Below are 19221 nucleotides of genomic sequence, written 5' to 3' on the forward strand. Positions count from 1 at the left end.
AGTCCCCGCGGATATCAGCCCCGGCGGATCGTGATCGTCGTCCACGCGCCGACGTGGACGCGGTCGCCGTCCTGCAGCGGTACCGGGACGAACGGCTGGATCGGTTCCTCGGAGCCGTTCACCGTCGTGCCGTTCGTCGAGTTCTGGTCGACGACCGCCCAGGAGCCGTCCGGCTGCTGGACCAGCACCGCGTGCTGGTGCGAGACGCCCGGGTCCTCCGGCGGCACCGACAGGTCGATGTCGGGGGTGTCGCCGGTGGAGTGGCGGCGGCGGCCGATGGTGACCTGGTTGCCGGTGAGGGTGCGCTGCTGCTCCGGCGAGTACGCGGGCAGGTTCAGGCCGGCGGCCTCCGGGCCCGAGCGCTGCATCATCGCCATGAAGTAGTCGCGGTCCGGGCCGATCGTCGCCATCCAGGTGGCCGGCTGCTGCTGGTACGCCGGGCCGGGCGGGGCCTGGTGGGAGCCGGGCTGGGGGTAGCCGTAGCCGCCGCCCTGGGGGCCGGGGCCGCCGGGGCCGGTGGCGGACGGGGGCGGGATCACCCAGTCGTCCTCGCCGCCGAAGGACGGGCCGCCGGGCTGGGGGCGGTTCGTCTCCTGCGGGTAGGCGGGCGGGGCGGGCGGACCGGAGCGGTAACCCTGCGGGGCGCCGGGGCCACCCGGGCCGCCGGGCGGCGTGGGACCGGGCGGCGGCGGAGCCGGCCGCGAGGGGTCACCACCGAAGCCGGACGGACCACCCTGACCGCCGGGACCGGGCCCACCAGGACCCGACGGCCCACCGAAGGGTCCGGGGCCACCAGGACCGGGGCCACCAGGACCGGGGCCACCAGGACCGCCGAAAGGACCGGGACCGCCGGGACCACCAGGTCCCCCGGGGCGACCAGGGCCGCCCGGTCCGGACGACGGGTCCGCGCCGAACGGCGGGATCGGCTCGGCCGGCCGGTTCATCTGCGAAGGCCGCGAGCTCTGGTAGTCGTACGCGTCACCGCCGCCGTAGGACGGCCCGGGCGGCTGCTGCTGGAAGCGGGCCGCCGGGCTGGGGCCGGAGCCGGGCGCCGGCGGGCGCGGGGCGGCCGGGGTGTACGAGGTCGCCGTGTTGGTCAGGAAGTTCCACCGGCACTCCTCGCAGAACGGCGCACCGCCCTCGCGGGGCGTGCGGCACTGCGGGCAGAGCTCCGGCTCGCGGTCCGGTACGCCACCCAGGTGCGGACGCGCACCGCCGGGCTGGCCGCCGGGGGCGCCGGGCGGCGGCGGGAAGCCGTAGCCACCGCCGGGCGGGGGCGGCGGGGGAGGGGGCGGAGGTACGGCACCGGCCATGCGGTGACCGCAGACCTCGCACCAGTCGTCGGAACCCGACTGGTGTCCGTTCGGGCAGGTCGGCATGTCGGCGCTTCCCCCTCTCCTTTCCGGCCCGGTGGCCGGATTTCTCCAACCCCGAGGGGTCAGGCTCGCGTCAGTGCCCGGTAGCTTCCCCCGGGCACTTCTGATGTCACTTCTTTACACGAACAGTCTTTGTCGACCGGGTCTCGAGAGTCATCTCGTCGGCCTCCGCGACCTTCGCCTTCAGTCGCACAGTACCTGCCGCGGCGTCGACCACGTCCACCACCTTCGCAAGGAGTTTCGCCGTATCGGCGTTTCCGGAGGCGCTGGCGAGCTGAACGGCGCGGCCCAGTTTGGCCGTTGCTCCATCCATATCGCCCGCTTTGCGAAGATCGAGCCCTTGCTGGATTGCCTGGGCCAGTTCCGCCTGCCCGGTGTAGTGGGCGACTTGGGGGTTGATCGAGGTGGACGCGGCCATGTCGTCGGTCCATACGGCCCGTACCAGGCCCTGGGCGCCCAGGTTCTGGACGCTGCCGTCCGGCTGCGGGACGACCAGCGAGACCCGGGCGGCCAGCATCTCCTGGCCCAGATCGGCGACCGGGACCTCGACGCAGACGTGGTAGTCACGGGACTCGTCTCCCCAGGAGCCGGTGGGGTAGTCCCCGGAGCGCGGGCCCGATTCGGTACGGCGGTCCGTCAACTCCTCGACCGTCGGCGCGACTTGCTTGACGAACTTGATGGTCGTGCCGACCGGCGTCCACACCCTGAGGGCGACGTCCGCGACCTCCTTGCCCATCGCCGTCTCCATCATCTGCGTGAAGTCGGCGGCCAGGCCCGCCGGATCGGCGACGATGTCGGCGGTGCCGAGCAGGGCGGAGGCGATCCCTGTGACTTCTTTCACTTCCCAGTCGGTGCCCACACCGCGTGCGTCACAGGTGAAACGGCCGGCGCAGGAGTCCAGCGCGGCGCGCAGATCCTCAGGTGACTCGTGTTCATTGCGGCCGTCGGTGAGCAGGATGCCGTGGCGGATGGCGACGTCCGCGGAGGACAGCAGCCGGTCCGCGAGCCGCAGCCAGGTGCCGATGGCCGTTCCGCCGCCCGCGCTGAGCCTGCGCAGCGCCTGCTTGGCCTGGTCGCGGGTGGTGGCGTCGGCGACCGCGAGCCGGCCGGTGCCCGGGTAGACCTCCCGGGCGACGTGCGTGCCGCCGATCACCGCGAAGTGCACCCCGTCGCGCAGGGTGTCGATGGCCGCGGCCGTCGCGTCCCGGGCGTTGCGCATCTTGGTCGGCGGGTAGTCCATCGAACCCGAGCAGTCGACCATGATCGCCACCGCGGCGGACGGGCCCTGGCCCGGCGTGTACAGCGGCGCCGCGACCGCGCTTCCGATCGTGCCGCCGCCGGTCGCGGAGACCGTGACGATCGCGTTGACCTCACGGCCGCCCTCGGGGAGGTACTCGTTCTGGTACACGTCCATCGAGAACTGCGGCACGTTCGACTTCGAGAAAATGGCCATGCCTTCTGTGATCCCCCTAGGTCACCCCACCGGGGTGGGGCACTGGCTGATGGCGGACCGGTCCCCTCCGGTCCGTCGAGGCTGTCCCCGCTGCGGGCCTCAGGCCGATCCTGCCCCCATCGGCGGGGCCGGGAACGGCAGCACGGCCACTGTTACGTTGTCGTGGCCCCCGCCGTCGAGCGCGTGGCCCACCAGCACCTGGGCGCTGTGCAGCGGGCGTACGGCCGCGTCGAGGGGCACCACGTCCGCCATCTCGTCGGCCGCCTCGGCGTAGTTCCACAGTCCGTCGGTGCACACCACCACCACACCCGGCCGGTCCGGCTTGAAGGACGCGGTGTGCGGCTCCAGTTCGTAGGCGTCCGCGCCGAGCCAGCCGGTGATCGCGTGGGCGCGCTCGTCGGCGTACGCCTCGGCCTCGTTCATCAGGCCCGCGGCGACCATCTGCGCGGCCCAGGAGTCGTCCTCGGTCAGCCGGGCCGCGGGCGCGCTGCGGTCCACCGGCACCCAGTAGACGCGGCTGTCGCCGACCCAGCCGACGACCAGCAGCCCGGAGGTGATCACGGCGCCGACCAGGGTGCAGGCGGGGGCGTTCTGGTGCGGGGCGTGCTCGCGGGCGGTGGCGGGCTCGCCGGCCAGCGCGTTGACCGCGTGGGCCGCGGCGACGATCGCCTCGTGCATGGCCTGCTGCGGATGCGTGCCCTGCGGCAGGGCCGCCAGCAGCGAGTCGCTCGCCGCGCGGGACGCGGCCTGCGAGGCCTCGTCGGGGCGGGTCGCCGAGGAGACGCCGTCGCAGACGATCGCCAGCACCGCCGGGGAGCCGTCGGCGAGGGCCGTGCAGCCCACGGCGAAGGAGTCCTCGTTGCGGTGGTGGCGCAGCCCGCGGTCGCTGACGGCGGCGATCGGGCCGCACGACTGTTCCATGTGGTCGCGCTCGCGGGGCTGGGCGTGACCGCAGTTCTCGCAGTAGCCGTCGTGGTCGACCCGGCCGGCCCGGCAGGCCACGCACACCTTGGCGGCCCCGGCGGGAGCGGGCTCCTCGGCGGCGACGCGCGGGTCGGGCGCCTGGAGCGGGTACTCCTCGGGCTCCGGCGCGCGGTCGAACCGTACGCCCGAGTGACCGCGGCCGTCCGACTCGGCCCCCTGGAGATCGGCGGGCAGGTGCACCGCCGCCGGGGTGTCCGAGCCGTCCGGCGCTGAGGCGTGCGGCCAGGCCACGTCGGCGCCGGGCGGCGGGGCCGAGCCGTTGACGGCGGCCGGTGTGCCGGCGAGGGCGGACAGGTCGTATCCGCACTTCTCGCAGAAACGGTCACCCGAGAGCAGCGGTTCGGCGCAGCTCGGGCACTTCGACAGAGCGGCCTGCTGGGGCATCTGCGACATCAACTACACCCACGTCCGGGGGCGGTAACGATTGGCACGTTCCACCAGGTCGATCCTCTCCTCGCCGCCCTGCGCGAGCCGGGCCAGCGTGCGGTACGAGCGCTCCAGGCCGAACCGCAGTCCCCGCTCGTCCAGGCCGCTGCCGAGCAGCGACCGCCCCCCGGCGGCGGGGGGGACGGAACCTTGGCCACCGGAGAGTATCCAGTCCAGCGCACAGCCGAGCACCTCCGCCGCCAACTGCTCGCGGCGCGCCGGGTCCAGACCGTACGCCTGAAGCGCCTCCACCTGGCCCGCCGCGGCGGTCAGGTCGTCCAGGAACGGTACGTCACCGGCGACCGCGGTGCGCTGCCGCAGCCGTGCCCGCACCGCCGCGACCCGGGCTGCCGTGTAGTGGATGGAACTCTCCGGCACCGACTCCAGCGTCGTCACGGCGCCGCGCCGGTCGCCGGTGGCGAGCTGGACGCGGGCCAGGCCGAACGCGGCGCTCACATAGCTCGGGTCGGTCGTCCAGACCAGGCGGTAGTACTCGGCGGCGTTGTCGAGCTGGCCGAGCACCTCCGCGCACAGGCCGAGGGCCAGCTTCGGCGCGGGCTCGCCGGGGAAGGCGTCGTAGATCGCGTCGAAGGCGAGCGCGGCGCCCTCGTGATCGCCGGTCACCAGCGCGGCCACGCCCCGGTACCAGACCACCCGCCAGTCGTCGGGCCGCTCCGCCTCCAGGCGCAGCAGGGTCTCGTGGGCGGTGCCCGCGTCGCCGTTCTCCAGCCAGGCCCGCACCTGCCGCAGCCGGGTCTCGGTGGAGGGCGCCGGGGCGGCGGCGAGCGCGCTGACGAGTTCACCGGGCGCGGAGGTCATCAGGCCCGCCAGGAAACCGGCGTTGGGGTCCGAGGGGTCCACGTGCGGCACGGGCAGGGCGAGGGCCGCCGCGGCGGTGGGGACCGGCTTGACCAGGCCGCCGGCCAGGGGGGTGGCCGCGGCGGTCCGGCCGCGGGCCCCAAGCCGGGAGACCTCGCCGTCCAGCTTCGGGAACAACTCCGTGTCGGTGACCTTCACTTCGGGCCCGAACAGCGGCGACAGCGCGGGCCGCGCGCGTCCCGTCTGCAGCGACACGACCTCCCGCAGCACGCCCGTCAGCTGCTCCGCCATCTCCTGCGCGGAGGCGAACCGGCGGGCCGGGTCCGGGTCCGTCGCCCGGACCAGCAGCCGGTAGAAGGACTCGTACTGGCGGAAGACCTCGATGTTGTCCGGGTCGGGCAGGGAGTCCACGAAGACGTTCGTGTAGCCCTGGAAGTCGAAGGTGAGCACCGCCAGGGTGCGGCCGACGGTGTAGAGGTCGCTCGCCACCGACGGGCCGACCTCCGCGACCTCCGGCGCCTGGTAGCCGACCGTGCCGTAGATGGCCGACTCCTCGTCGTCCATCCGGCGCACCGCGCCCATGTCGATGAGCTTGAGCTGGCTCTCGGTCTGGATGGCGTTGTCGACCTTGAAGTCGCAGTACAGCAGGTTGCGGCTGTGCAGATGGCCGAGGGCCTCCAGGGCCTCGATGCCGTAGGCGCAGGCCTGCTCCACCGGCAGCGGATCGCGCTTGCCCGCCGTGGTGCGGCGGCCGTTGGCGATCTCCTTCAGGGACTTGCCGCCGACGTACTCCATGACGATGTAGCCGTCCAGGGAGCCCGTGCGCTGGTCCAGGTGCTCGACGAAGTTGTAGATCCGCACGATGTTGGCGTGCTCGATCTCCGCGAGGAAGCGCCGCTCGGAGATCGCGGCGGCCATCGCGTCCTGGTCGCCGGTGTCCAGCAGGCCCTTGAGGACCACCCAGCGGTCGGAGACCGCGCGGTCCACGGCGAGGTAGACCCAGCCGAGCCCGCCGTGCGCCAGGCAGCCCACGACCTCGTACTGCCCGTGCACCACATCGCCGGACTTCAGCTTCGGGACGAAGGAGTACGGGTGGCCGCACTTGGTGCAGAAGCCCTCCGTGCGGCCCGGCCGTTCACCGCGCGCCCGGCCCACCGGCGCCCCGCAGTCCGAGCGCGAGCAGAACCGCTTGCGCTCGGGCACCTCGGGGTTGTCCAGCACCATCGCGCGCGGGTCGGGCCGCGGCACGTCCGGCACGTCCACCAGGCCGACGCCGAGCCGGCTCCGCCCGGAGGTGCCGGCGGCGGAACCGGAGCCGCGCACCGACACCGAGCGGCCGGAGGAACCGCCCGACAGGGAGCGGGAGAGCCGCCCGGACACCGAGCGGCGCGACTTCGACGACTGCGAGGACGTACGGGAGCTGGCGCGGCTGCTGGAGCGGGAACTGGTGCTGCCGGAACCGCCCTTGCCGCCGCCGGTCACGCCGGTGGGCGCCGAGCCGACCGTGCCGGACGTGGAGACGACCGGGGCCAGACCGCAGGTGTCGCAGTACAGCTCGCCGCCGCCCACGTCCTCGTACGCACCGCCGCAGCCGGGCCGCTGGCAGGACTGCTGTGGCTGACTCATGACCTCGTCTCCCCCCGACGATCCTCCGGGCCGTCCTGCTCAGGCACCCGTGGGGTGCCCAGCAGTTCGACTGCCGCCCGCTGGTAGCGCAGGACGGCCTGTTCCGCGACGCGCAGGTCGCAGGGCGCGCTCCACAGCATGCGCCGGGCCGCGTCGTACCGCTCGATGAGGAACGGGTCCTCGGCCAGGCCGTGCCGGGCCACCTTCGCCCGGTACGCGTCCAGCCGGCCGCGCAGCTCGGCGCGGACCGCCAGCGGCTGGGTGACCGCGGTCAACGACTCGCGGGCGCGCAGCAGTTCGTCCTCCGCCTTCTGCTCCAGGGACTCCAGCAGCGGGGACAGCCGGTGCCACTGGCCGTGCCTGCGGTACTCGGCGGCCGTCGCCAACTGCTCCTGCAGCGCGGTCGGCGGGCCGCTGACCACCGGCACCTCGGTGGCGGCGATCTTCGCCAGGACCTCGCCGCGCGCGGTGCGTGCCTCGGCGAGGGTGCGGTCCGCGCGGGAGAGCACGTCCCGCAGCTTCACCAGGCGCGCCTCGGCGTCCTGCCGGACGGTGAGCACGGCGTCGATCTCGCGGCGTACGTCCTCCAGGGCGCGCGCCTCACGGTCGTAGACCGTGGTGTCCGGCTTGCCGCCGCCGGGGGCCGAACTGCCCTGCGCGGGACGCCAGAACGCCAGCGGGTCGGACACCACCTGGGCGCGCAGGTCCGTCAGCGTGCGGGTGATGCGCTCCAGGTCGTCCCCGGCCGGGTGTTCGCCCGGGCGGACGCCGACGGAGTGCGCGAGCTTGCGGGTGCGCTGCAGCTCGGCGGCCAGTAAATCGATCCGGGCGGGCAGCGCCGACCACACGGCGTCGGCGGCGACGACCATGTCCAGCGAGGTCGCGTACAGCTCGTTCATCCGGTCGACCAGCGTCGCGAGCGTGAACCGCTCGCTGAGCTTGCCCGAACCGCCGTGCAGGGTCGGCGCGTTGGCGGTCGCGGTGGCGGAACCGGCGACCGTGACGGACTCGCCGCGCAGCAGCTCGGTCAGCTCCGCCAGGTCCTCGCGGCTGGACCAGCGGCGCCGGGAGCGGATCTCGCGGGCGCCGCGCAGGGCCGCCGTATAGGCGTCGAAGTAGGTCCACAGCAGCGTGATGGACGCCTCCGCGGCCGTCCAGCGCTCTTGGGTGACGCCGGTCAGCTCGGCGCCTTCGAGGAGTCTGCGGCCCGCGTGGTCCTGGAGGGCGAGCAGCGAGGTCTCGATCGCCTCGTGCTCCGCGCCGAGCCGCGCCAGCGCACGGTCCACCTCGTCCCGGTCCATCACCGGCCCGGGGGGTCCCGTGACGCCCATCGATCACCTCTCGCTGCTGTGTTGTGCGGTTGGGGGGTTGTACTCGTGCCGGGTTCAGCTCTTGCGGAGGTACTGCGGCGCGGGCGGCTCCGAGTCCGCCGACTCCGCCCCCAGTGTCGCCGAAAGCCAGGTGTCGTACGACGCCTGCCAGCCGCCGGAGGTGTCCTTGCGGTAGTCCACAAGGATCTTGTTGACCCGGCGTACCAGATCGTCGGCGTCCTTCTTCATCGCCACGCCGTAGTACTCGGTGGTGAAGGCGGCACCCTTCAGCTCGACCGTCGGGTCCTGCGCGGCCTGGCTCGCGGCGAGGGCGCCGTCGGTCACCACCGCGTCCGCCTCGCCGAGTTGGAGGCGGACCAGGCAGTCGAGCTGGTTGGGGACGGTGTGGGAGATGTCGGCGGAGGCCGGCAGCTCGCCGTCCTCGCGGCCCTGCTCCAGGGTGGAGTACGCCGTCGAGCCCTCGGCGGTGCAGATCTTCCGGTCGGCGAGGGTGTCGTCGTAGCCCGTCACGTCCGAGGACTTGGGGGCGAGGACCTGCTGGCCGGTCTTGAAGTACGGGGCGGAGAAGGCGACGTCGGTGAGCCGGTCGCAGTTGATCGTCATGGTGCGCACCACCATGTCGACGCGGCCCTCCTGGATCGCCGGGATGCGCTGGTTGGTGGGTATCGCCTTGAACTGCACCGCGTCCGGGTCGCCCAGGATGTCCTCGGCGATGCGGCGCGCCAGGTCGATGTCGAAGCCCTCCAGCTCGGCGGCGCCGGTGCTGTTGGGGTTGCGGTAGCCCCAGCGGTAGCTGTTCTGGTCGACGCCGACGATCAGCTTGCGCTTCTCGCCCTGCCGGTTCTTGATCGCGTCGATGGTGGGGCCGTCCGCGCCGGACGGGGAGAGCGTCTGCTTCTCCGGGTCCGTGCACTCCTCCTCCGCGCGGGCGTGGCTGCCCTGCGCGATCCCCGGGCCACCGGTGCCGGTGCTGCCGTCGCCGGCGGCCCGGGCGAGCGGCAGCAGCAGCGCGAGCACCACCGCCAGGGCGCACACGGCCGCCATCGCTCCTACTCCGCCCCAGCCCTTCAGGCTGGCCCGCAGACGCTTCGCGCGCATCGTCCTGCCCCCTCTCACCGGTACTCCGACAGCCTGCGGCCGATGCCCAGGACGGCGCCGGCCGCGCCCAGCACGGCGAGGACCGCCGCGCCGATGGACAGCCCCGCCATCGCGTCCAGGCCGTCGCCGGCCGCCGACCTGAACTCTGCCGTCTCGTGCTTCAGCGCGGTGGCGAGGTTGGTGTCGACGCTGTCGAAGCACTCGCCGGTGGTGCCCTTGGCGCCGATCACCTTGTCCAGCGCCTGCTGGTACTCGCCGTTCTCGTCCTCCGCGCGGGCGTCGGCGTGGCGCTTCTTCCACTCCGTCATGTTCGCCACCGCCGAGGTGACCGGCCGCTCGCCCGCCCGGTCGTCGGCGAGGTCCGCGGCGAGGGCGAGGCCCTTGCCGAGGGTGTTCATGTCCTGCGTGAAGTCGTAGTCGTAGGCGTCGTACGTCTCCTCGCCGACCTTCTTCGTCTCGGCGCCCCGGGAGACCAGCGTCAGGTTCTCGTTGCCGCGGGCCTTCAGGGAGGCGATCCGGGCGTCGTGCAGGACGTTCAGCGAGCGGACGCCGTGGTCGTAGGAGTCGTTCAGGCTCGCGCGGGCCACGCTGTGGCCGACGACCAGCCACAGCAGCACCACGGTGGCGGCGGCGGTGGCGGCGACCAGGCCGTGGTTCAGGACGCGGTTGGTGCGGCGGTAGTTGCGGTGCTGGGCCCAGGCGAGGGCGGCGAGCGCGAGGACGCCGAGGGCGATCGCGGCCCAGGGGTACGGGGTGGCGCCGTCGTAGTCGTCGCGCAGCCGCTGGTTCTCCTTCGTGTAGAGATCCTCCGCGGCCGGGAGCATCTCCTGCTGCATCTTCTCGTTGGCGTACCGCAGATAGGCGCCGCCGACCGGGAAGCCCTGGCGGTTGTACGTCCGGGCCTGCTCGACCAGGCCCTTGTACTCCGGCAGCAGCCGGTTGAGCTTGGCGATGGTCGCCGCGGAGGGGGAGTCGGGGTCGGAGTTGGCCGCGGCGTTGACGAGCTTCTCCGCGGCCGTGCGGATGCCCTTCTCGTAGCGGACGCGGTTGACGCCGGTCTCCGAGCGGCCGGCCAGGAAGCCGCTGGAGGCGGCGGTGTTGGCGTCGGCGAGGGAGCGGTAGATGTCGGCGGCGTCGGAGCTGAGCGGCTGGCTGCTGTGCAGGACGTCGTCGGCGGCGGCCGCGCGGTCGGTGACCTGCCAGGCGGTGACGGCCCCGAAGGCGACGACCAGCAGGGCGAGTACGGCGCCGATGATCCGGAGCCGGCCGGGTTCCGTGGTGGCGCCGGCGCGGAGCCGGTCCAGGCCCTCGGCGAAGGCGGTGCGGCGGGTCGCCGGCGGCGCGGGGACCTTGGGCTCTGCGGGGGGAGCTGGACGGTGCTGCTGCGGCGGGATCGGCGGCATGGCGGGCATGCCGGATCCCGGTGGTGGTGCCGTGCTGCTCGTCGCCGGCTGTGTCACTTCGACCTCCCCCATGGTCATCCGTCGCCCGCAAGTATCACTGCCGAAGCCTGCCGACGGCCAGGCGGGATCCCGGATCACCCCCTGCCCATGAATACGCCTCGGCAGTCGGTTCGGTTCCGGCGGGGTGGGTTGGGGCGCGGCGGAGGGTGGATCGGGGTGCGAGCGGGGTGGGTTGGGGCGCGGCCGGGGGTGGATCGGGGTGCGAGCGGGGTGGGTTGGGGGCGGGAGGTGGCCGGTCGCAGCTCCGCGCCCCCACCCGTCACCGCTCGTAATGTGCCCGCGCCCGCTCCTCCGCCTCCGGTCCCGCGCCCACCCCGTCCAGCCCCAGCAGCACCGCCCCCAGTACCGGCGGGGCCGTCACCACGCGCGGTACGGCCTTTGGGGCGTGCGTGGCCAGCAAGTCCCGTATGCCGGTGTCCAGGAGGGGATGGCGGGCGGCCAGGACGCTGCCGCCGAGGACCACCGGGACCTCCTCCGTCAGGAGGTCCAGCCGGCGCAGGGCCACCGTCGCCATCGTCACCACCTCCTCCGCCAGGCGGTCGACCAGGGAGCGGGCCACCGGGTCGCCCGCCGTCGCCGTCGTGAAGAGGACCGGGGCCAGTTCGTGGCGGCGGGACAGGGGGATGTGGTCCAGCTGGAGCGCTTCGATCAGGGCCTGCATCGACGCCAGGCCGAAGTGGGCCGGGAGTGCCACGGCCAGCGCTGTCGGGGCGCCGCGTCCGTCCTCCGCCCGCGCCGCGTGCCACAGCGCCTCCTCGGCCAGGCCCCAACCGCCGCCCCAGTCCCCGGAGATACGGCCCAGCGCCGGGAAGCGGGCGGTGCGGCCGTCCGGGAGCATGCCGACGCAGTTGATCCCGGCGCCGCACACCACGGCCACGCCGCGTGGTTCGGCCACGCCCGCCCGCAGGATCGCGAACGTGTCGTTGCGGACGTCGACCGTCGTGCCCCACGCGCGCGCGTGCAGCGCGGCCGCCAGCTGTTCCTCCTCCACCGGCAGGTCCGCGTTGGCCAGGCACGCCGAGACGTGCGACACCGAGTCGACGCCCGCCTCGGCGAACGCCCGCCGTACCGCGTCCGCGACCTTGTCCACGGCTGCCGTCACCCCGACCGCCGGCGGCCGGAACCCGCCTCCGCGTGCCGTCCCGACGACCTCCCCGCCGGCCGTCACCACCGCCACGTCGGTCTTGCTGTTGCCCGCGTCGACGGCCAGTACCGTGCCCGTCACGCCCACGCCAGGTGCTCCCGGTTGTGCGCGATCAGCCGGTCGGTGAGGGCCTCGGCGTACGCGAACTGGCCGATCAGCGGGTGGGCGAGCAGCGCCCGGAACACCCGCTCCCGGCCGCCCCGCAGCGCCGCCTCCAGGGCCAGGTCCTCGTAGGCCGTCACGTTCGCCATCAGTCCCGCGTACAGCGGATCCACGTCCGCCACCGGCAGCGGTGCCGCCCCCTGCGGGCCCACCGCGGCCTGCACCTCCACCACGGCGTCGTCCGGGAGGAAGGGCAGCGTGCCGTGGTTGTACGTGTTCACCACCTGGTAGGGGCTTCCGGTACCGCCGAGCAGCGCCGCCGCCAGGTCCACGGCGGCCTCCGAGTAGTAGGCACCGCCCCGCCGGGCCAGCAGCTCCGGCTTCTCGTCGAGCGCCGGGTCCGCGTACAGCTTCAGCAACTGCCGTTCCATCTCGGCGACTTCGGCGGCCCGGGAGGGCTTGGTGCGCAGTTCGCGCACGACCTCGTCGTGGGCGTAGTAGTAGCGCAGGTAGTAGGAGGGGACCACGCCGAGGCGGTCCAGGACCGCGCGGGGCAGGTGCAGGGCGCCGGCGATGTCCTCGCCGTGCTCGGCCAGCAGCCGGGGCAGGACGTTCTCGCCCTCCGGGCCGCCGAGGCGTACCGCCGTCTCCCAGGTGAGGTGGTTCAGGCCCACGTGGTCCAGGTGGAGGTCGGCCGGGGCGACGCCCAGCAGGCCCGCGAACCGGCGCTGGAAGCCGATCGCCACATTGCACAGGCCGACCGCCCGGTGGCCCTCCTTGAGCAGGGCGCGGGTCACGATCCCGACCGGGTTGGTGAAGTCGATGATCCACGCGCGCGGGTTGGTCCGCCGGACGCGTTCGGCGATGTCCAGCACCACCGGCACCGTCCGCAGCGCCTTCGCCAGGCCGCCCGCGCCGGTCGTCTCCTGGCCGACGCAGCCGCACTCCAGCGGCCACGTCTCGTCCTCCTCGCGGGCCGCCTGGCCGCCCACCCGGAGCTGGAGCAGCACGGCGTCGGCGCCCTCCACGCCCCGGTCCAGGTCGTCCGTCGTGACCACCCGGGCCGGGTGGCCCTGCCGGGCGAGGATACGGCGGGCCAGGCCGCCGACCAGTTCGAGCCGCTCGGCCGCCGGGTCCACCAGGACCAGCTCCGTCACCGGCAGCGTGTCCCGCAACCGGGCCAAGCCGTCCACGAGTTCGGGGGTGTAGGTCGAGCCTCCGCCGACCACTGTCAGTTTCATTGCGCGGGCCAACCCTTCACTCCGGTCAGCGCGAGGTGTCGAAGACCTCGTCGCGGGTCGTCGCGAGCGCGCTCTCCAACGCGCCGCGCAGAACGGGCAGTTCGGTCACGTCGCCCAGCACCAGGCGTGGCCGGGAGGCGGCGAGGTCCGCCAGTTCGGCCTGGACGAGGGCCAGCAGCCGCTCACCGCCGGAGGTGAGGGCGCTGCCGCTGAGGACGACGAGTCCGGGGTCGAGCACGGAGACGAGCGAGGCGAGACCGGTGGCCACCCCGGTCGCGTAGGTGGCGAGGAGCCGGCGCTGCGGCTCCGCGCCGCTGTCCGCGGCCCGGGCCAGCAGTTCGGCGGCGACCTCGGTGCAGGGGCCCTCGGGGATGTCGTCGATCCCCAGTTCCCGGGCGAGCCGGGGGATGACCTGGGCGCCGGCCAGCTCCTGGTAGCCGCCGCTGTTGGCCCGGGTCACCTGGCGGACCAGGGGCGCGCCCGGCACCGGGAGGAAGCCGACCTCGCCCGCGCCGCCGGTGAAGCCGCGGTGCAGCCGGCCGCCGAGGACCAGGGCGGCGCCGAGTCCGGCCTCGTTCCACAGCAGCACGAAGTCGTCGTGGCCGCGGGCCGCGCCGAGGCGCTGTTCGGCGAGGGCGACGAGATTGACGTCGTTCTCGTACTCCACCGGCATCGGCAGGGCGGCGGCGAGGGCGCCGAGGAGGCCGGGCGAGTGCCAGCCGGGGAGGTGGGCGGCGTAGCGCAGCCGGCCGGTGCCCGGGTCGAAGGCACCGGGGGTGCCGATGACGAGCCGGCGGATGTCGTCGCGGGTCAGCCCGGCCGCCTTCACGGCGCCGTCGAGGGCGGCGGTGACCTGCTCGACGACGGGGCGCGCTGCCCGGCGCCCCGGGGTGGGGACCTCGTGGCGGCCGATGGTGCGGCCGGTGATGTCGGCGACGGCGGCGAGGAGGCGTTCGGGGGTGACGTCGAGTCCCGCGGCGTATCCGGCGGCGGGGTTGACCCCGTAGAGCTGGGCGCTCGGGCCGGGGCGGCCTTCGGAGGTGCCGGTGGCGACGACCAGGCCCGCGGCCTCCAGCCGGGCCAGCAGCTGGGAGGCGGTCGGCTTGGACAGGCCGGTGAGCTTGCCGATCCGGGTGCGGGACAGGGGGCCGTGCGCCAGCAGCAGATCCAGGGCGGCGCGGTCGTTCATGGCGCGCAGGAGGCGCGGGGTGCCCGGCGTACCGGCGGTTCCTGCCATGGGATCTGCACCTGCCTCTCGGGCGACCGGCTTCTCATCCAGCGGCTGTTCTCGCTCAGCGACTGTTCTCATCCAACGACTGTTCTCATCCAGCGACTGTTAGGAAGGTTTCCTGTCGGTTGGAGGGAAGGTAGGCGGCGGCGCGGCAGCCGTCAAGAGCCCCCGCGGTAACGGGGTTACCGCGGGGGCGCGAGAGGGGGCCTACTTCGTCACGCTCGGCGGGGGCAGCGGGGTGGCCGCCTGGGCCTGCGGTGAGGCGGTGTTGGCGTAGGCCGAGGGGGCGGCCATGCCCGCGGTCGGATCGGCCGGGGCCGTCTCCCCGGTGGGCAGCGGCGGGCCGCCGACGATCTGGATGTCCGCCGCGTCGAAGGCCCGCTTGATCCGCCAGCGCAGCTCGCGCTCCACGGTGAGCGCCTTGCCCGGCATGGTCTTCGCGGAGACCCGGACGACCATGGAGTCCAGCAGGACGCTGTCCAGGCCGAGGGTCTCGATCGGGCCCCACAGGAGCTCGTTCCAGGGCTCCTCCTTGCTCATCCGCTCGCCCACGTCGGCGAGCACGGCCTTCACCCGGTCCAGGTCCTCGGAGGGGCGGACGGTGACGTCGACACCGGCCGTCGACCAGCCCTGGGAGAGGTTGCCGATCCGCTTGACCTCGCCGTTGCGGACGTACCAGATCTCACCGTTGTCGCCGCGCAGCTTCGTCACGCGCAGGCCGACCTCGATCACCTCGCCGGAGGCGACGCCCGCGTCGATGGAGTCGCCGACGCCGTACTGGTCCTCCAGGATCATGAAGACGCCGGAGAGGAAGTCCGTGACGAGGTTGCGGGCGCCGAAGCCGATGGCCACACCCGCGACACCGGCGGACGCCAGCAGCGGGGCCAGGTTGATCTCGAAGGTGCCCAGGACCATCAGCGCGGCCGTGCCCATGATCAGGAAGCTGGCCACCGAGCGGAGCACCGAGCCGATCGCCTGCGAGCGCTGGCGGCGGCGCTCCGTGTTGACCAGCAGGCCGCTGAGGGCCGTGCCGTCCACCGCCGAGACCGTGCGGTTCATCCGGTCTATGAGCTTGGTGATCGCCCGCCGCACCGCCACTCTCAGCACCGCCGCGATCACCAGGATCAACAGGACCCGAAGGCCGATCGCGAGCCAGGTGGACCAGTTCTCCTCGACCCAGCCGGCGGCGTTGGTCGCGCTCTCCTGGGCGTCCTGGAGCGACGGAACCGCCGGCGTGGACCCCGAAGGAGAGGGGGACGGGGTGGGACCGGCGGCCAGTAGGACGGCGGACAAGGACACGGCGGGTACCTCCAGGTGCGGCTTCTGCCTCCCGGTACGGCGGTCACAGGGCGTCGGATCATCAAGGTCACGAAAAGGTCACCGAGGGGGCAGACCCACCACACTAACGGTGCATCGTGTGTGGATCGTTGTGATGCCCGGGGGAGAGACCGTGCTCACCTGGGGATGAAGAAAGGTGTGGTCGAAAACACTCTCAGCCCGTTACCTGCACATGGTGGCGCATTCACCAGGGCTGAGGGGAAACTGACTACAGATCGTCCCGGCGCGAGCCACGCGCCGCCGACGCCCAAGGAGGCATCCGTGCCGCATGTCCTGGTCCTCAACGCGTCGTACGAGCCACTCGGCGTCGTACCGCTCCGCCGCGCGCTCGTCCTCGTGCTCGAAAACAAGGCCGTCTGCCTTGAGGAGTCCGGCGCCTTCATGCACAGCGCGACCGTCACGGTTCCCGCACCAAGCGTGGTCCGGCTCAAGCGGTTCGTGCGGGTTCCCTATCGGGGGCCCGTTCCTCTGACCCGCAGGGCGCTGTTCGCCCGCGACGGGGGCCGGTGCATGTACTGCGGTGGCGTCGCAACCAGCGTCGACCACGTCATCCCGCGCAGCCGCGGGGGCAAGCACGTCTGGGACAACGTGGTGGCGTCCTGCCGCCGCTGCAACCACGTGAAGGCCGACCGTCACCTGTTCGAGATCGGCTGGCGGCTGCGGCACAAACCGGCTCCGCCCAGTGGTCTGGCCTGGCGCATCATCGGCACCGGGCATCGGGATCCGCGCTGGTTGCCGTACTTGCAGCCGTACGGCGCGGATGATGCTTTGGCCCGGATCGACGGCATTTCTGCCTAGGGATCCGGGCCTTGTGCGTTGTCTGCGGGCGGGTGGGGGCTGGTCGCGCCCGCGCGGCGGAGCCGCAAAATCGATACAGCCCCGCGCCCCTTGGGCAGCCCCGCGCCCCTTAGGGAGTCGCGCGCGCCCCTCGTGCGACGTAAGCCGTGCCTCCCGCCATGAACAGGGCCGCTGCCGTCGTCCAGGCCGTCCCGCTTGCCGTCGGCTCCAGCAGCCATGCCCAGGTCGGGAGTGAACCGCCCGGGATGCCGGAGATTCCCAGGTACATCGCGCTCACGCAGGTGAACACCGGCAGCCAGCTCAGGCGGGCCCCGAGTAGCACCGCCGCTCCCGCCGCCAGGCCGGTGCAGCCCAGGACGTTGCGGATCATGGCGGGTGGGCCGAAGGTCTGGGCGCTGGTGAGGACCGCCAGGGGGAGCAGGGCCGCGGCCAGGGCGGTGAGGGCCAGCAGGTGCAGCGCGCGGCGGCGCCACCAGGGGCGTACCGCCGTGCGGTCCAGTTCGTCGGAGGCGGTGTGCAGGCTGGTGCCGATCACCGCCGAGGCCAGCAGCGGGGCCAGGGCCACCACCGGGACCCGTCGCTCCGGGTCCAGGTAGGAGTCCAGGGCGTGGGCCGCCCCCACCGCGAGCAGCGTCGTGGCGGTGAGGGAGGCGAGGGCCTGGGGCAGGGCGCGGGAGCGGGCGTAGAGGCAGAGACCGGTCGTGGTCACAGGGCCGGTACCGCTTTCGGGTCGCAGACGTCGGCCGTCGCGAAGTACTCCGACAGCCAGGCCCGGCGGTCCTCGTCGGCCATCGCGAGCAGCCGGGCCCGGGTCCGCTTCCTGGCCTCGATGCCGGGGTCCAGGTCGTCGAAGTGGTCCCGCATCGGACTCGGCGCCAGGTAATACTCCACGGCGTCGTCCACGCGGCCCAGGGCAGGCTCGATACGGTCGCAGTCGCCACGGCCGATCAGCATCATCCCGGCCTCCCACGCGTACCGCCGCGGATCCGTGAGCTCTCCGCGGACGACCGACCGGCCGAGCGGGGTGACCATCGGCAGCCGGACCTCGTCAGCGTGCGCCTTCCCCGGCCCGTCCGCGAAACGGACCGGAACGTTCCGTACGCCCTCCAGGCGGCCCGTCAGTCCGGACAGGGCGTCCCTGATGGCGGGCAGGAGTTTCTCGTAGCGGGCGTTGACGCAGATCTGCGGGGTGGTGGAGGTGTCGCAGACCTGGCGGAGGGCGATCGGGCTGGTGCGGGCCAGGCCCTCGTCGCCGGTCTGGACGAGCAGTACCGCGGCGGCGGTCGCGGCGGTCAGCGGCACCAGGGCCGTCACGCGGCGGCGGGCGGCGTGGGCCAGGACCGCGGCCGCGGCGAGGCCGCCCACCCAGGCCACGATGACCATGGGCTGCCACCACACCGGCACCTGGTGGGCGGCGGTCTCCAGCAGCGGGGACAGCGGAGCGAGGGTGCCCCGGCCGTCGTAGGACAGGGCACCGAGCAGGATGTACGCGGCCGTCGCCAGCAGCGGTGGCGTCAGCCGCCAGGGCAGGACCCGGCCCCCGACCTGGCCCGCGAGCGCGGCGCAGCCGAGGACCAGGGAGTCGGCGAGCGGGACGGCCAGGTACGGGCTGTCTCCGGTGGCGCAGTACCAGGTGGCCAGCAGGGCGAGCGCGGCGGCGGCCAGGTGTCCCGCGGCCACCCACAGGGCGACCGGCAGCGCCGAGGCGAGGAACCGGGGGAGCGGCCCGCGTACGGAGGTCTCCATCAGTTCGCCGGTACGGCACCGGCGTTCCCGTCCGCCCTGCCGGCAGCCCGCAGCGAGCGCCAGCGGGATGCCGAGCAGCACCGCCGCCGCGTGCGTCCGGTTCCGGGTCTCCGCCCAGCCGCCCTGCCAGGTCTCCGCGGGTACGGCCAGGGCGACGAGCAGCGTGAGCAGGACCGCGCCGCCCGCCCAGGGGGCGAAACCGCGCCGCACTTCGGGGCGCAGGGGGTGCCCGGTGACGCGGGGTCGCTCCGCGACGAGGGTCATCGCGCCGCCACCTCGCTGCCGGCGCCCGAGGCCCGGTGGGCGCGCAGGGCCGCCGTGTAGCCGCGCTCGATCGGGTTGTCGCCGATGCCGTCCGCCGACGCGCCGAGCGCGCTCAGGGAGGCGGGGGTGCCGCGGTGGGCGAGCCGGCCCGACGCGATGAGGGTGACCTCCGTGCAGGCGGCGGCCACGTCCTCCACCAGGTGGGTGGAGACCAGCACGGTGGCCGTGGCACCCAGCTCGCGCAGCAACTCGCGGAACTCCACCCGCTGCTCCGGGTCGAGGCCCGCCGTCGGTTCGTCCAGCAGCAGCACCGCCGGGTCGTTGACCACGGCCTGCGCGATGCCGACCCGGCGGACCATGCCGCCGGACAGCGTCTTGATCCTCGCGTCGATCCGGTCGGTGAGCCCGACCCGGGCGACGGCCCGCTCGACCGCCGCCGGGGTGGCGGCGGCGGGCATCTCCTTCAGCCAGGCCATGTAGGCGACGAACTCGCGCACGGTGAAACCCGGGTAGTAGCCGAACTCCTGCGGCAGATAACCCAGCCGGCGGCGGACCGCCGCCCGTCCGCGGGGGTCGCCGATGTCCTCGCCGAGCATCTCCACCCGGCCCCCGGTCGGGGCGGCGACCGTGGCGAGGACCCGGATCAGGGAAGTCTTGCCCGCGCCGTTCGGCCCGAGCAGGCCGTGCACACCGGCGCCGAGTTCGAGGTCGAGCGAGTCGAGGGCGACGGTCCTGCGGTGCCGGACATGCAGACCGGCCACCTTGATCGTGGTCAAGAGGG

At 73.6% G+C, this 19221-nt stretch carries 15 protein-coding genes; 1 reads left to right on the forward strand and 14 read right to left on the reverse strand.

The features are described from left to right. Positions 1-14: 14 nt before the first annotated feature. The 11 genes from ACWD1Z_RS29470 to ACWD1Z_RS29520 form a co-directional block, all read right to left on the reverse strand. Complete coding sequence (locus tag ACWD1Z_RS29470; protein ID WP_451122676.1) at positions 15-1379, reverse strand: FHA domain-containing protein; 1365 nt, start codon at positions 1377-1379, stop codon at positions 15-17. A 106-nt stretch (positions 1380-1485) separates the two neighbouring features. Beyond that, a complete protein-coding gene (locus tag ACWD1Z_RS29475; protein ID WP_389415989.1) occupies positions 1486-2829 on the reverse strand; it encodes a vWA domain-containing protein in 1344 nt (447 codons plus the stop codon). Positions 2830-2928: 99 nt separating this feature from the next. Next, a complete protein-coding gene (locus tag ACWD1Z_RS29480; protein WP_451122678.1) occupies positions 2929-4206 on the reverse strand; it encodes a protein phosphatase 2C domain-containing protein in 1278 nt (425 codons plus the stop codon). A 3-nt stretch (positions 4207-4209) separates the two neighbouring features. After that, positions 4210-6684, reverse strand: coding sequence for a tetratricopeptide repeat protein (locus ACWD1Z_RS29485; RefSeq protein ID WP_451122680.1), 2475 nt, complete (start codon positions 6682-6684; stop codon positions 4210-4212). Next, a complete protein-coding gene (locus tag ACWD1Z_RS29490) occupies positions 6681-8015 on the reverse strand; it encodes a hypothetical protein (protein WP_451122682.1) in 1335 nt (444 codons plus the stop codon). Before ACWD1Z_RS29490 ends, ACWD1Z_RS29485 begins: the two co-directional genes overlap by 4 nt. Positions 8016-8069: 54 nt before the next feature. After that, positions 8070-9113, reverse strand: a complete 1044-nt coding sequence (locus ACWD1Z_RS29495; protein ID WP_451122684.1) for a glutamate ABC transporter substrate-binding protein — start codon at positions 9111-9113, stop codon at positions 8070-8072. 14 nt (positions 9114-9127) lie between these two features. After that, a complete protein-coding gene (locus tag ACWD1Z_RS29500) occupies positions 9128-10516 on the reverse strand; it encodes a hypothetical protein (protein WP_451122751.1) in 1389 nt (462 codons plus the stop codon). A gap of 319 nt (positions 10517-10835) precedes the next feature. Then, positions 10836-11807 (reverse strand): N-acetylglucosamine kinase, encoded by a 972-nt coding sequence (locus ACWD1Z_RS29505; protein ID WP_451122686.1) that lies wholly within the window; start codon positions 11805-11807, stop codon positions 10836-10838. Then, positions 11798-13063: a 6-phospho-beta-glucosidase gene (locus ACWD1Z_RS29510; protein ID WP_451122688.1), complete on the reverse strand. Its 1266-nt coding sequence runs from the start codon at positions 13061-13063 to the stop codon at positions 11798-11800. The genes ACWD1Z_RS29505 and ACWD1Z_RS29510 overlap by 10 nt, the downstream gene beginning before the upstream one ends. Positions 13064-13088: 25 nt before the next feature. Continuing rightward, entirely contained in the window at positions 13089-14300 is a 1212-nt protein-coding gene (locus ACWD1Z_RS29515; RefSeq protein ID WP_451122690.1) for an ROK family transcriptional regulator, read from the reverse strand. Between the two features lie 201 nt (positions 14301-14501). Then, on the reverse strand, positions 14502-15593 hold the full coding sequence (locus ACWD1Z_RS29520; protein ID WP_451122692.1) for a mechanosensitive ion channel family protein: 1092 nt from the start codon (positions 15591-15593) through the stop codon (positions 14502-14504). Between the two features lie 300 nt (positions 15594-15893). Here ACWD1Z_RS29520 and ACWD1Z_RS29525 point away from each other — a divergent pair, with 300 nt between their 5' ends. Continuing rightward, positions 15894-16430: an HNH endonuclease gene (locus ACWD1Z_RS29525; RefSeq protein WP_015660341.1), complete on the forward strand. Its 537-nt coding sequence runs from the start codon at positions 15894-15896 to the stop codon at positions 16428-16430. A 109-nt stretch (positions 16431-16539) separates the two neighbouring features. Here the strand turns inward: ACWD1Z_RS29525 and ACWD1Z_RS29530 are convergent, their stop codons facing one another. The 3 genes from ACWD1Z_RS29530 to ACWD1Z_RS29540 are packed head-to-tail and all read right to left on the reverse strand — an operon-like array spanning position 16540 to position 19216. After that, positions 16540-17139, reverse strand: coding sequence for a hypothetical protein (locus tag ACWD1Z_RS29530; protein ID WP_451122694.1), 600 nt, complete (start codon positions 17137-17139; stop codon positions 16540-16542). Further along, positions 17136-18440 carry a hypothetical protein gene (locus ACWD1Z_RS29535; RefSeq protein ID WP_451122695.1) on the reverse strand — a complete coding sequence of 435 codons (1305 nt, stop codon included), beginning with the start codon at positions 18438-18440 and terminating at the stop codon, positions 17136-17138. Before ACWD1Z_RS29535 ends, ACWD1Z_RS29530 begins: the two co-directional genes overlap by 4 nt. After that, a complete protein-coding gene (locus ACWD1Z_RS29540) occupies positions 18437-19216 on the reverse strand; it encodes an ABC transporter ATP-binding protein (RefSeq protein WP_451122696.1) in 780 nt (259 codons plus the stop codon). Before ACWD1Z_RS29540 ends, ACWD1Z_RS29535 begins: the two co-directional genes overlap by 4 nt. Positions 19217-19221: the final 5 nt, after the last annotated feature.

It is taken from the genome of Streptomyces sp. NPDC002784, assembly GCF_053592135.1.

Coding starts and splice junctions, on each gene's coding strand:
- ACWD1Z_RS29470 (WP_451122676.1), bottom strand. CDS start 1,379: ATGCCGACCTGCCCGAACGGACACCAGTCGGGTTCCGACGACTGGTGC.
- ACWD1Z_RS29475 (WP_389415989.1), bottom strand. CDS start 2,829: ATGGCCATTTTCTCGAAGTCGAACGTGCCGCAGTTCTCGATGGACGTG.
- ACWD1Z_RS29480 (WP_451122678.1), bottom strand. CDS start 4,206: ATGTCGCAGATGCCCCAGCAGGCCGCTCTGTCGAAGTGCCCGAGCTGC.
- ACWD1Z_RS29485 (WP_451122680.1), bottom strand. CDS start 6,684: ATGAGTCAGCCACAGCAGTCCTGCCAGCGGCCCGGCTGCGGCGGTGCG.
- ACWD1Z_RS29490 (WP_451122682.1), bottom strand. CDS start 8,015: ATGGGCGTCACGGGACCCCCCGGGCCGGTGATGGACCGGGACGAGGTG.
- ACWD1Z_RS29495 (WP_451122684.1), bottom strand. CDS start 9,113: ATGCGCGCGAAGCGTCTGCGGGCCAGCCTGAAGGGCTGGGGCGGAGTA.
- ACWD1Z_RS29500 (WP_451122751.1), bottom strand. CDS start 10,516: ATGCCGCCGATCCCGCCGCAGCAGCACCGTCCAGCTCCCCCCGCAGAG.
- ACWD1Z_RS29510 (WP_451122688.1), bottom strand. CDS start 13,063: ATGAAACTGACAGTGGTCGGCGGAGGCTCGACCTACACCCCCGAACTC.
- ACWD1Z_RS29515 (WP_451122690.1), bottom strand. CDS start 14,300: ATGGCAGGAACCGCCGGTACGCCGGGCACCCCGCGCCTCCTGCGCGCC.
- ACWD1Z_RS29535 (WP_451122695.1), bottom strand. CDS start 18,440: ATGACCCTCGTCGCGGAGCGACCCCGCGTCACCGGGCACCCCCTGCGC.